The organism is Burkholderia sp. S-53 (genome assembly GCF_025560745.1).
Taxonomy (GTDB): Bacteria; Pseudomonadota; Gammaproteobacteria; order Burkholderiales; family Burkholderiaceae; genus Burkholderia; species Burkholderia pyrrocinia.
Genome location: NZ_CP090484.1, coordinates 203,111 through 215,334 on the forward strand (window position 1 = coordinate 203,111; position 12,224 = coordinate 215,334).

The 12,224-nt window shown below is 68.8% G+C and carries 10 protein-coding genes; 3 read left to right on the plus strand and 7 right to left on the minus strand.

Features of this window, described 5'->3' with window-relative positions:
- The first annotated feature begins 278 nt into the window (after positions 1-278).
- Positions 279-1,406, plus strand: coding sequence for a 4-hydroxyphenylpyruvate dioxygenase family protein (locus tag LXM88_RS23120; protein ID WP_262544656.1), 1,128 nt, complete (start codon positions 279-281; stop codon positions 1,404-1,406).
- Between the two features lie 32 nt (positions 1,407-1,438).
- On the opposite strand, the gene LXM88_RS23125 is transcribed toward LXM88_RS23120, so the two are convergent.
- The 5 genes from LXM88_RS23125 to LXM88_RS23145 all read right to left on the minus strand — a co-directional run bounded on the left by LXM88_RS23125 (position 1,439) and on the right by LXM88_RS23145 (position 7,023).
- Positions 1,439-2,674, minus strand: coding sequence for an NADH:flavin oxidoreductase (locus tag LXM88_RS23125; RefSeq protein ID WP_262544657.1), 1,236 nt, complete (start codon positions 2,672-2,674; stop codon positions 1,439-1,441).
- Positions 2,675-3,041: 367 nt separating this feature from the next.
- On the minus strand, positions 3,042-4,373 hold the full coding sequence (locus LXM88_RS23130) for a type II toxin-antitoxin system HipA family toxin (RefSeq protein ID WP_262544658.1): 1,332 nt from the start codon (positions 4,371-4,373) through the stop codon (positions 3,042-3,044).
- A 2-nt stretch (positions 4,374-4,375) separates the two neighbouring features.
- A complete protein-coding gene (locus LXM88_RS23135; RefSeq protein WP_262544659.1) occupies positions 4,376-4,807 on the minus strand; it encodes a helix-turn-helix domain-containing protein in 432 nt (143 codons plus the stop codon).
- A gap of 156 nt (positions 4,808-4,963) precedes the next feature.
- Entirely contained in the window at positions 4,964-6,088 is a 1,125-nt protein-coding gene (gene ribBA, locus LXM88_RS23140; RefSeq protein WP_262544661.1) for a bifunctional 3,4-dihydroxy-2-butanone-4-phosphate synthase/GTP cyclohydrolase II, read from the minus strand.
- Positions 6,085-7,023, minus strand: coding sequence for an alpha/beta hydrolase (locus LXM88_RS23145; protein WP_262544663.1), 939 nt, complete (start codon positions 7,021-7,023; stop codon positions 6,085-6,087). Before LXM88_RS23145 ends, ribBA begins: the two co-directional genes overlap by 4 nt.
- Before the next feature lie 280 nt (positions 7,024-7,303).
- Here LXM88_RS23145 and LXM88_RS23150 point away from each other — a divergent pair, with 280 nt between their 5' ends.
- On the plus strand, positions 7,304-8,488 hold the full coding sequence (locus LXM88_RS23150; RefSeq protein WP_262544665.1) for a helix-turn-helix transcriptional regulator: 1,185 nt from the start codon (positions 7,304-7,306) through the stop codon (positions 8,486-8,488).
- Between the two features lie 201 nt (positions 8,489-8,689).
- Here LXM88_RS23150 and LXM88_RS23155 read toward each other — a convergent pair whose 3' ends face one another.
- On the minus strand, positions 8,690-9,355 hold the full coding sequence (locus LXM88_RS23155) for a cation diffusion facilitator family transporter (protein ID WP_262544666.1): 666 nt from the start codon (positions 9,353-9,355) through the stop codon (positions 8,690-8,692).
- 220 nt (positions 9,356-9,575) lie between these two features.
- Positions 9,576-10,760, minus strand: coding sequence for a thiolase family protein (locus LXM88_RS23160; protein ID WP_262544668.1), 1,185 nt, complete (start codon positions 10,758-10,760; stop codon positions 9,576-9,578).
- Between the two features lie 361 nt (positions 10,761-11,121).
- On the opposite strand from LXM88_RS23160, the gene LXM88_RS23165 reads away from it, so the two are divergent.
- Complete coding sequence (locus LXM88_RS23165; RefSeq protein ID WP_262547111.1) at positions 11,122-12,141, plus strand: DNA-binding protein; 1,020 nt, start codon at positions 11,122-11,124, stop codon at positions 12,139-12,141.
- The last annotated feature ends 83 nt before the right edge of the window (positions 12,142-12,224 follow it).

Consider the following 12,224-nt stretch of genomic DNA (forward strand, 5'->3'; position numbering starts at 1 on the left):
CGGAGAATAGGGCGCGCGCCGCACGGCGGCAATTGGCCAATCGGATAAAGTGCGCGATTATCGTTCAGATTCGTGCGATTATCGAACGCTTTCCGGGTTTGCACTAGGCGGCGCATCGATATCCCGTTCGGCCAGGGTGTGCCGCCGTGAACGATCTGGTTAAAATCTGCAGCATGAAAACTCGCCCGTTCGGGGCGGATGCCCGGTCGCCACATCGGCCGCGCATGCCGCACGCGCCGGGCGCCATCCCCATCGACCGCATGCCCCCGGAGACTGGAATGCCCGGCAATTCCCACCCCCTGTCCAGCGATACGCCGCCCGTTGCCGATCCGGCCGCCAATCCGCTCGGGATGGCCGGCCTCGAATTCGTCGAATTCGCGGCGCCCGTGCCGGAAGCGCTCGCGCAACGCTTCGAGCAGCTCGGGTTCAAGGCGATCGCGCGGCATGTCAGCAAGAACGTCACGCTGTACCGGCAAGGGCAGATGCATTTCCTGATCAATGCCGAGCCCGAATCGTTCGCCGCGCGCTACGCAGAGGAATACGGAATGGGCGTTTGCGCGATCGGGCTGCGCGTGGCCAGCGCACGGCGCGCGTTCGAGCGTGCGATCGAGCTCGGCGCGTGGGCATTCGAGGGCGAGCGGGTCGGCGTCGGCGAGCTGAAGATCCCGGCGATCCAGGGCATCGGCGATTCGCACCTGTATTTCGTCGACCGCTGGCGCGGGCGGGACGGCCAGCGCGGCGGCGTCGGCGACATCTCGATCTTCGACATCGATTTCCGGCCGATCGACATCGCAACCGCGCATACCGATCTCGATTGCGTGGGCGTCGGCCTGCAGCAGGTCGATCATTTCACGCAGACCGTCGGCGCGGGGCGCATGCGGGAGTGGCTGGATTTCTACCACGACCTGCTGCATTTTCGCGAAATCCACGAAATCGACGCGCACTGGCATGTGTCGGAGGACTCGCGCGTGATGGTGTCGCCGTGCGGCGCGGTGCGGATTCCGGTCTACGAGGAAGGCACGCGGCGCACCGAGCTGATGCATGCGTATCTGCCCGACCATCCGGGCGAGGGCGTCCAGCACGTCGCACTGGCCACCGACGACATCCTGTCGTGCGTCGATGCGCTGCGCGCGAACGGCGTCGAATTCATCGAGCCGCCCGCACGCTATTACGACGACGTCGATGCGCGGCTGCCCGGGCACGGCGTCGATCTCGACGCGCTGCGCCGCCGCGCGGTGCTGGTCGATGGCGAGATCGGCAGCGACGGCGTGCCGCGCCTGTTCTTCCAGACCTTCGTCAAGCGCCGGCCCGGCGAGATCTTCTTCGAGATCGTGCAGCGCAAGGGGCACCACGGGTTCGGGGAAGGGAATCTCGCGGCACTCGCCCGCGCGCGCGACGCGGGCTGAGCGGCCCGCGCACCCGCGTCACGCGTCAGGTTTCACGCGGCGGCGGCCGGCATGCGGTTCGGCGCGGGGTCGTTCGGCTCGCGCAGCACGCATGCGGTGCCGCCCGGCGTGTACATCGATACGACGCAGCGGTTGCACGACGTGCAGCCCGACTGCGTCAGCCGGCCGTCGCGCAACCCGTTCACGAAACCCGGTTCGAACACGAGCGCCCGGGCAAGCGCAGCCGCGTCGAAACCTTCGCGCATCGCCTGCTCGACGTTTTCGCGCGAGCGCACACCGCCGAGATAGGCGAGCGGCATCCTGACGGCCGCGCGCACCTTCCTGGAATGTTCGAGGAAATACATCTCGCGAAAGGCGCCCATTTTCGGCTCGGTGAGCTTCTGCAGCATCATCGCGGTACGCACGATCGCGTTGTCGGCGTTCGCGCGCGCTTCACCCGGCAGCGGGCTGCCGAATAGCTGCCACACCGATTCGACGTTCATCCCACCGCTCAGCACCAGCAGGTGCGCGCCTTCGGCTTCCAGCCGCCGCGCGATCTCGCATGCATCGTCGGCGGTGCCGCCACCGCGCACGCCTTCGGTCACGCCGATCTTGCAGACGACGGCGAGATCGCGGCCCACCGCATCGAGCACGCGGCGCAGCACCTCGACCGGGAACGCCGCGCGGCGTGCCGCGTCGCCGCCGTATGCGTCGCGGCGGCGGTTGTACAGCGGCGACAGGAACTGGCTCAGCAGATAGCCGTGCCCCATGTGGATCTCGACCGCATCGAAGCCGGCGTCGCGCGCATGCCGCGCCGCCTGCGCGAATTCGTCGGCGATCGCCGACATCTGGTCGCGCGTCATCGCCTGCTTCAGGAAGCGGCCGCTCATCACGCCGACCTTGTTGAAACCGCCCGACGCGCTCAACGGGCGTTTCGTCGACAGCGACGGCAGGAACGTGAAGCAGCCGCCGTGCGTGATCTGCGCGGAGGCGGCCGCGCCGTGGCGATGGACGGCGTCGGTCAGCGCGCGGAATTGCCGGACCGTCGGCCCGTCGAGTCGGGCCTGGTCGACGAACGTGCGGCCGTCGTCGCTGATCGCGCAGTACGCGACGGTCGTCAGCGCGGCGCCGCCTTCGGCAATGCGCTCGTGGAAGCCGACGAGCGCGCGCGACGGCACGCCGTTCGGCGTCATGCCTTCGTTGGTGGCGGACTTGATCAGGCGGTTGCGCAGCGTCAGCGGGCCGATCTGCAGCGGGCTGAACGCGGTCGTGAGGTCGGCGGATTCCATGGGGGCGCGGGCGTCGGGATGGGCACGGCGACCATTGTGCGGCGGTGGTGCAGGCGCGCATCGTCCGGGTGGATGAGCCTTTCGTCCGGACCGGCTTGAAATGAAATGCCCGCAGGCTTCACCGCCCGCCGGGATGAATTGCCGACAACCTCCGATCCGGTGCGCGTGCGACGTGTCGATCCGCTTGCCGCCCGCGCCATCTTTATGCGGCGGTTCGCTGTCGTCTAACGCGGCGAGGACCATGTCGCGCAATCGCGCGAATTCGCGTGAACTCGGGCGAATCAATCAGGACGATCAATCGATTCGACGCCTTGAAGCGCCACATCACGCCCCAGCCCGGCACACCGCGGGGAAACATCACGCGCGATCACCCACCCGCAAGCTTGCGGCTCTGGCGACGCATGCCGTCGAAGATCGCGTCCGCCACATCCGCCGGAAAATCCGCCGGGATCTGCGCGGCGACTTCGGCAATCGCGGGCTCCGTGCGCGCGGCGACCGCGGCCATCGCGGCGTGCACGTCGTCTTCGGTCAGGCCGACGCGCCGGCCCTGCGCGATCCAGTGACGCGGCTGGATCTCGCCGATCACGTAGTGCCGGTTCTTCCCGCACACGGCCATCGCGAGCCGCGCGCGGCGCGGCGGCAGCTGGTTACGGCGCGTGCCGACGATCGGATGCGCGGACAGCACGTCGTACAGCGGCGTGCTGCGGTACGTGTTGCCGGGCAGGTGCGCGATGCTGAAGTTCTTCGCATGGCCGTCGATCGCCGCCAGCACCCAGAACACGAACTGCGCGACGAAGAAATTCCTCCTGTCGTGCGCGGCGTCGGCCGAATTCGCGAGGATGCCCATGATCGTCTCGATGCCGGGGCCGCCGTCGGATTCGTATTTCGCGCCCGACGGCGTGCCGGTCGCCTGGCACATGTCCTCCTGCGGCAGCCGCAGGATCCACGTGCCGTCGCGCGAAGGACGCCGGTCGAAGCGCTCGACGATCAGCGCCTTCTGGTCGTCGAACCGGCCGATCTCGCACGGCGCGACCGGCAGGCCGTATGCGGCGACCAGCTTCGAGCACAGCCATTCGTTTTCGACGGATGTCCGCATGTCGGCCTGCATGTTTCCGACGCGCCCGAGCGGCAGCTTGAAGATGTGCGTCGTCGGCGTGCTGCCCGACGGCCGCAACCAGCGGTTGCCCTGACGCAGCAGCGCGGTCTTTTCCTGCGCGCCGGCGATCGACAGGCGCAGGTCGACGTCCGGCTCCGCGCGGCCGGGCAGCGGCGCGGCGGTCGCGTGACGCAGCATGTGGGCGACGGCTGCGTCGTCGAGCGTCACGCCGTCGATCGCCTCGAGGTCGACCGGCGTCTCGCCGGGCGGCAGCATCTGGATCGCGCCGACGCAATCGCGCCCGATCGACGCGAGCAGTTCGAACGGCGCCGTCGAGCGGAGCCGGTAACGCTGCGCGATGCGGCGGCGGATCGGCTCGCTGTCCGGCAGCAGGTTATCGAAGTAGTCGGCGACGATCGCGCCCTGGTGCGGCTGGTTGCCGGGCGTGAAGGGCAGCGACAGCGACAGCGGCCGCCCTTGGGGATCGTCGAGCCAGCCCGGCAGGTAGACGAGGCGCTCGACGCCGCGCCGGACTTCCCAGTAGCCGACCGGAATGCCGTTCATCCACAGGTCGAGCCGGTCGTGGCGGGCTCGCGCGGCCACGGTCACCAGTCCTCCCGTTTCGAGACGCGCGGCTTGCCCGCCGCTGCCGTCGCGGGACGCTTGCGCGCGGCGCCGGTCGTGGTTTTGGTTCGGGCTTTGGCGGATTTTGCTGCCGTTACACCGCGCGCCGGGTCCGGCATGCGCTTTTTCGCGGCCGGCTTGCGAGCCGCCGGCCCGGCATCGGCCTCGGTATCGGCGGGCCCCGCCAATTCATCCGGCACGCCCAGGTCGAGCGTCATCCGAACGCCGAGCGTGTTCAGCACCTTGAAGAGCCGTTCGATGCTGACCGCCGACGGATTGGCTTCGAGCTGCGCGTAGGATTGCTGCGTGACGCCCAGGCGGGCGGCCAATTGCGCCTGCGTGAGCCCTGCGGATTTCCGGAAGCCGACGAGTATCGGGCGCAACTGGGTCAGGGTCTGGACAGGAAAGGCCATCGGGCGCTCCGCAGGATGACAGGCGATCGTTTGTAATCGGAAAATACAGTCTATGGCATGTATTGTCAAAATACAAACCCGAGACTGTATTCAACAGAAACAAACGATAGCCTGTTTCGCGACATGCGACCGGCCATCCCGCGCATCAGCCGACCATCACGCCGCCCGAAGCGGGTTCGCGTGCGCGCCCCGCGCGCTTTCCGGATCGTCGTCGCCGAGCGGAATGAACGCCATGATCTCCAGGTCGTGCCCCGACAGCGCCGGCAGCCGGAACGGGCTCGACAGCACGTTCAGCCGCCGCACGCCGACATCGCGCAGGATCTGCGACCCGATCCCCGTCACGCGCCCGTCGCGACGCACATTGCCGGCCGGCATCCGCATCGCGTCGCCGCGCATGTCGCAGTCGAGCAGCACCGCGACTCCGCAGCCGGCCGCATCGATCCGCTGCAGCGCGGCGTGCAGCGGCCACGAATGCGCGGACGGTTCCGCGTCGAGCAGGTCGAGCAGCGAATGGCATTCGTGCACGCGCGTCAGCACCGGCGTCGCCGGATCGGGTTCGCCGCGCACGAGCGCGAGATGCGGCGCGCCGTGCACGCTGTCGCGGTACTCGATCGCACGGAACCGTCCCCACGGCGTATGCAGCGGCCGCTCGCCGACGCGTTCGACGAGCGATTCGTGCTCGCGGCGGTAGTGGATCAGGTCGGCGATCGTGCCGATCTTCAGCCCGTGATGCGCGGCGAACGCCTTCAGCTCCGGCAGTCTCGCCATCGTGCCGTCGTCGTTCATCACCTCGCAGATCACCGACGCGGGCGTGAGCCCGGCAAGCGCCGCGAGATCGCAACCGGCTTCGGTGTGCCCTGCGCGCACGAGCACGCCGCCCGGACGCGCGGCGATCGGGAACACGTGCCCGGGCTGCACGAGATCGTCGGGACGCGCACCCGAACGGACCGCCGCGCGGATCGTATGCGCGCGATCGGCCGCCGATATGCCGGTCGTCACGCCTTCGGCCGCCTCGATGCTGACGGTGAACGCGGTGCCGAACGGCGTGCCGTTGCGGTCGGCCATCGGCGGCAGCCGCAGCTGTTCGCAGCGCTCGGCGGTCAGCGTCAGGCAGATCAGCCCGCGCCCGAAGCGCGCCATGAAATTGATCGCGTCGGGCGTCACGTGATCGGCCGCGATCACGAGATCGCCTTCGTTCTCGCGATCCTCTTCGTCGACGAGCAGGACCATGCGGCCCGCACGAAGCTCGTCGACGATCTCCAGCGTGCCGGCGAGCGTCATTGCGCCTCCGTCGCGTCGAATGCGCGGCGCAGCGCGGCGGCGCCGAACGTCAGCACGCGGTCGGCCGCGTCGACGGCGCCGAGCATGCTCGCGAAGCCGTGCAACTGGCCCGGCCAGCGCACGAGCGTCACCGGCGTGCCGGCCTGCGCGAGACGCAGCGCGTACGCTTCGGCCTCGTCGCGCAGCGGATCGAATTCGGCGCTGACGATCGTCGCCGGCGCCGCGCCCGCGACGTCCGGCGCGGCGAGCGGGCTCGCGAGCGGCGACGCGCGATCCGCGCCGTCGTCGAAATAGTGGCCCTTGAACCAGCGCATCATGTCGGCCGTCAGGAAATAGCCGTCGCCGAGCGATTCGTACGACGGATGCTCGGTCGCGCAATCGACGACCGGATACAGCAGCAACTGATGCGCGATCGCGATGCCCGAGCCGCGCAACTGCAGCGCGGCGACCGCCGCGAGATTGCCGCCGGCGCTGTCGCCGGCCACGGCCAACGCACCGGCGCGCGCGCCGAGATCGCGCGCGCTGGCGGCGGCCCAGCGCACGGCATCGCACGCGTCGTGCGCGGCCGCCGGGAAGCGCGCCTCGGGCGCGAGCCGGTAGTCGACCGACAGCACGAGCGTGCGCGCGCGTTGCGCGAGGCTGCGGCACAGGTTCGCGTGCGAATCGATGCCGCACGCCACGAAGCCGCCGCCGTGGAAGAACACGGTCAGCGGCAATGGCCCTGCGGCATCGGGCCGGTACAGCCGCGCGGACAACTGACGGCCCGATGCGGGAATCTGCCAATCCTCTTCGGCGGCGACGGCATCGCCGGGCGCGAACGCACCGCCCGCGGCGAGACTCGCGCGGTACGCGGGAACGGTGAGCTGGGCGAAATCGATCGCGGGTGCTTGGGCGAACGCGGCAAGCAGCGCCTGCGCCTGGGGGTCGAGCGGCATGGGAACTCCTGTCTGAATCGGATTCGTCTGAATCAGGTAAACCCGCGTCGCGGTTTTCCCTGAGTGGGCGCCGGACGCTTGCCGGCACGGCCTGACGGGCATTCCAGCGCAGCGGGCAGGGCGCCACATCATCCGATTGGACGATGGTTCGCACGCCCGGATAGCCAATTCTCACCATTCAGTGAATCTCCCGATGACGCCGGAATTTAGACGCGTCTTAATCATGGCGGCGCGGCTGAATCGCACCGGAAACATGTCGTATGGAGGATGGAGCGTGCTGATGGAGACGAGATGGGCTCCCCAAGAGAGCCAGGCAACAAGTGACGACGCCGATATCGGCGTCGCGGATTTCAGCGAGCTGATGGCGCGCATCTATCAGGGGCCGCTGGAGACGCCGCCTTGGGCCGGTGCGCTCGAACTGGTCCGCCGCTGGCTGCAGGCGAACTACGTGACGCTGATCCTGCGCGCGGCCGCGAGCGACCGCCGCGCGCCGCTGTCGGTGCACGCATCGGAGTTCGGCCCGGTCGTCCCGGATCAGGCGTCCTACAACGATTACTACTATTCCCTCGACCCGTTCGTCGGCCTGCCGGCCGATCGCGTGGTGACGGTCGACGACGTGTTCGGCGACACCGGCTGGCTGTCGAGCGAGCTGTACAAGCAGTTCCTGAAGCCGCAGGACGTGCGCTATATCCTCGGCGCGGACCTGCGCACGCCGTCGGGCGTCGAGTGCCGGTTCCGCGTGTGCCGCAACCATGCGTCGAAGCAGTTCTCCGCGCGCGACAAGGCGATCTGCGCGCTGCTGCTGCCGCACCTGAAGCGTGCGATCGAACTGCATTCGCGGCTCGATACGGCCGAGGTCGAACGGTCGATCTATGCAAACGCGATCGACCGGATGCAGGTCGGCACGATCGCGCTCGACGAGAACGGCACGATCATCGACATGAACAGCGTCGCCGACGAGATCCTCAAGCAGAACAACGGTCTGACGATTGCGCGCGGCACGATCGAGGCGACCGACGCGCAGGAGAACCGCACGCTGAAGCGGCTGATCCGCCACGCGGTGATGGGGCACCACGGCACGGCCGCGGCGACCGTCGAGGCGATGCCGATCACGCGCAGTTTCGACAAGCCGCGCCTCGGGCTGCTGGTGCGCACGGTGCTGCTGTCCGAATGGTCGGAAGACAACAAGCGGCGGCCGGCCGTCACGCTGTTCCTGCGCGACCCCGATCGCAAGCCGCAGGGCGCGCAGGAAATCATCCGCAAGCTGTTCGACCTGACGCCCGCCGAGACGTCGCTCGCGCTGCTGCTGACGAACGGGCTGACGCTCGAGGAAGCGGCAGAGGAATCGGGGATCAGCAAGAACACGGCACGCACGCACCTGCGCGCGATCTTTTCGAAGACGGGTGTCACGCGGCAGGCGACGCTCGTGCGAATCCTGCTCGGGAGCGTGGTGCCGCTCGGGTAGGCAGCGGCCGATTTCGCTGCATCGGAACCGGACGCATTCGTCAGGCGAGACGTCGATATCGGTCGATGCACGGCGATGGCAGCATCAAGCGAAAGAGGCTCGCACGACGCGAGCCTCTTTGTCATTCCACCCGGCCGATGACCGATAGCGGGTACCGGAAATTGCGGGCGTCGGCGCAACGCGCGCCGGTGTCGACCGCGTTCACGACCCGCGCATCGCGCGATTCGCCCACGCCGCCAGCGCCGGCCACTGCGCGCAGCCGCGCCGGATGAAACCGGCGCCGGTACGGATCACGAGCGCGCCGATCGCAAGTGCAGCCACGTCGTCGAGACGGCCGAAACCGACCAGCGCCGCGCTCATCGCGAGCGCCGCCAGCAACGACGACAACGCATCGGTCCGGACATGCCAGCCGCTCGCCTCGAGCAGCGCGGAGCCCGTGTCGCGCGCCTTGCGCAGCATCCAGTGCGACAGCGCGGCCTTGCCGGCGAGCGTGATGCCGACGAGTGCGAGCGTCGTCGCGCCCGGCTGTACGACGGGCGGCGCGTCGAACCGGCTGACCGCGTGCCAGATCATCTGCGCGCCCGTCGCGACGAGCAGTGCGCCGAGGCCCGCGAGTGCAAGCGGCTCGTAGGTCGGACGCCGCTCCGCCGGCAGGCGCGCGTCGAGCCGGCACGCGACGATGATCAGTGCATCGGCCGCGAGATCGATTGCCGCGTGCGCGACGTCCGCGAGCAGCCCCGACGAATGCGCGGACCATGCCGCGCCAGTCTCGACGGCGAGCAGCAGCAGGTTGATCGCGAGACTGACGGCGAGGGCGCGGGACGTGGCCGCATAAACGTGGGACGTGGCGCGCGACGTGCGCTGCATGGCGGATTCGTCTGTCGATAGCGTGGGTGAGCCCAGAACGCTACCGGTCGACGGTGGCAGCGCCGTGACACGGGCGCCGCCGCCGAATCCTGGCGGGATGCGCAAGCGAACGCTCCGACCGTCAGCCCAAAACGCGATGAACGGCGCAGGTTACCGGCCGTCCCGTTTCCCGGGTAGCCCGCGCGGCGGACGTTTTCGCCCGCGGCTTCGCCGTTTCGGCTCAAAGCGCCTCGATTGCCAGCGCGATGCCCTGGCCGCCGCCGATGCACAGCGTCACGACGCCACGCTTGATGCGGTCACGCTGCATCGAATGGATCAGGCGGGTCGTCAGCACCGCACCCGTCGCGCCGATCGCATGACCGTGCGCGATCGCGCCGCCTTCGACGTTGACGATCTCCTCGGCAATGCCGAGCTGACCGGCCACCGCGATCGGCACGACCGCGAACGCTTCGTTGATCTCGAAACGCTCGACGTCCGCCAGCGCCCAGCCCGCGCGTTCGAGCGCGATCTTAACGGCCGGAACGGGGCCGAGCCCGAACATGCCCGGCTCGACGGCAGCAACGCCGAACGCAACCAGCCGGGCGCTCGGCGCGATGCCGTGCGCGTCGGCGAACGCGCGATCCGCAACCAGCATCGCCGACGCGCCGCTGTTCAGGCCCGGTGCGTTGCCCGCGGTAATCGTGCCGTCCGGGCGGAACGCGGGTTTCAGTTTCGCGAGAGTTTCGAGCGTCGTCTCGGGGCGCGGCGTCTCGTCGCGCGCATATGCGACGCGCGCCTTGCGCTGCAGCACGTCGACCGGCACGAGCTCGGCGTCGAACTTGCCGTGCGCGAGCGCGGTGGAGAAACGCTGCTGCGAGCGGAGTGCCCAACGATCCTGGCGGTCGCGCGAGATGTCGAGCTGGCTCGCGAGATCCTCGGTATGCCATCCGGAATGCTGGTCGGAAAACGCGTCGACGAGGCCGTCGCGCAGCATGCTGTCGCGGATCGGCGCGTCGCCCATCCGGTAGCCCCAGCGTGCGCCGTCGAGCAGGTACGGCGCACGCTCCATGCTTTCCATGCCGCCGGCGACCGCCGCGTTCGCGTAACCCAGCAGGATCTCCTGCGCGGCATTGACGACCGCCTGCGCGCCGGAGCCGCAGACGCGGTTGACCGTCAGCGCGGGTACCTTGACCGGCAAGCCGGCGCCAATGGCGGCCTGCCGGGCCGGGTTCATCTTGTTGCCGGCCTGGATCACGTTGCCCAGCACGACCGTGTCGATCGACGCGCCGTCGAGGCCGCTGCGCCGCAAGGTTTCGCGCACGACGATCGCGCCGAGTTCGGTGGCGGGGGTGTCCTTCAGGGACCCGTTGAACGTGCCGATCGGCGTACGGACGGGGTGGCAGATGACGACTTCACGTGTACTCATGATGCGTTCCTGGATCGCGTTGCGAGGTGCGCGGGCGAGTCGGTCGCGAACGGGGCACGCCGCGCGCTTCGCGTCGCCGTTTCGATTGCGCCGTGATGCGGGCAGGGCCGCCGACGCCGTGCAGCGGGGCTGCATCCGATGCCGGGATCGCAAGCCGCTACGTGAGGGAAAGGTATCTATGCATATGCATACTGTCAACGGGGCTATTGCGCGGGGTCAGGGAAGAGCGGTGATGCCGGCACGACATGCCGGTGCTCACGTTCTCGACATTATAGAAATAATGTCAAAACAATCGGCATCAATGATTGGATATTTGCCGGTTTACGTTATATTATTTACTAAATTCCTGACGAAACCTGCCATGTCCGATCTCGCCGCCGACGAACCCCGCCTGACCGCCGAAATCGAGCGCCTCAAGGCCGACTTCCCGAAAACCCGCGAGCTGTATCGCGAGGCCTGCGCGCTGCTGTTCTTCCGCTTCGGCATCACGCCTACCGCGAACCGCCTGTACCAGCTCGTCCGGAAGGGCAGCATGAGCACGCCGACGGCCGTCCTCGGCGAGTTCTGGGCCGAACTGCGGGAAAAGAGTCGCGTGCGGATCGAACATCCCGACTTGCCGGCCGATCTGCAGGCGGCAGCCGGCGAGCTGGTCGCGGCGTTGTGGAATCGGTCGAGCAACGACGCGGCCGCCGCGCTCGACGCACTGCGCGCGGAAGTCGAAGCCGAACGCACGGCAGCGAACGCGGAAGTCACGACGCTGCAGGCCGAACTGGCCCGCACCGAAACCGCGCTGGAGCAACGTACGGCAGCGCTGCTGGTCGCGCAGGTACGCATTCAGGAACTGGAGCAGGCGAGGGCGGCCGACGACGCATCGCGGCGCGCGCTGCAAGCGGAGATCGAACGCCTGAAGGCCGACAACGCGGAAGGCGACCGCGCACTCGCACAGGCACGCGCGGATTTCACGACCCAGCTCGACCGGCTGCGCGACGACGCGGGCCGGGCCGAGGATCGCTTGCGCGCGTCGGAAAAGCGGGCGCTTCAGGAAATCGATCGCGAACGGCTCGCGGCCGCGCGGCTGCAAAAGGAACTCGACGCGACAGCATCGCGCGCGGAGCAGCGCGATGCGCAGCAGCGGAAGGATGTCGCGGCGCTGCAGGCGCAACTCGGCGATGCGCTGCATCGATGCGGGGTGCTTCAAGGGCAACTCGACGGCGCGCTGGCGACCGATGCGGCGCGCGTCAAGGAGCTCGATGCGCTGAGGCGGGAAATGACGGTGCTTGCGCGGCGGGCACCGGTGCGCGGCGTCAAGACGGCGCCGGCCGCGCAGCGGAGCGAACGGCAGGCGCGCACGAGGAAGCGCGCCGACGAAGCGGCGCGCTGACGATGAAACCGCAAGCGCGCGTCAGCCGATCGCGACGCACGCCCGAAGCAGGCAAGCGGACCAACGGCCGAGACCTGCACACG

Excerpts from the sequence above, each read along its gene's own strand:
- ribBA (WP_262544661.1), bottom strand. The coding sequence starts at position 6,088 with ATGACGCTCGCCGGCACGCTGGAGATCGTCGACGAGCTTCGTGCGGGC.
- LXM88_RS23120 (WP_262544656.1), top strand. The coding sequence starts at position 279 with ATGCCCGGCAATTCCCACCCCCTGTCCAGCGATACGCCGCCCGTTGCC.
- LXM88_RS23135 (WP_262544659.1), bottom strand. The coding sequence starts at position 4,807 with ATGGCCTTTCCTGTCCAGACCCTGACCCAGTTGCGCCCGATACTCGTC.
- LXM88_RS23145 (WP_262544663.1), bottom strand. The coding sequence starts at position 7,023 with ATGCCGCTCGACCCCCAGGCGCAGGCGCTGCTTGCCGCGTTCGCCCAA.
- LXM88_RS23155 (WP_262544666.1), bottom strand. The coding sequence starts at position 9,355 with ATGCAGCGCACGTCGCGCGCCACGTCCCACGTTTATGCGGCCACGTCC.
- LXM88_RS23125 (WP_262544657.1), bottom strand. The coding sequence starts at position 2,674 with ATGGAATCCGCCGACCTCACGACCGCGTTCAGCCCGCTGCAGATCGGC.
- LXM88_RS23165 (WP_262547111.1), top strand. The coding sequence starts at position 11,122 with ATGTCCGATCTCGCCGCCGACGAACCCCGCCTGACCGCCGAAATCGAG.
- LXM88_RS23150 (WP_262544665.1), top strand. The coding sequence starts at position 7,304 with ATGGAGACGAGATGGGCTCCCCAAGAGAGCCAGGCAACAAGTGACGAC.
- LXM88_RS23160 (WP_262544668.1), bottom strand. The coding sequence starts at position 10,760 with ATGAGTACACGTGAAGTCGTCATCTGCCACCCCGTCCGTACGCCGATC.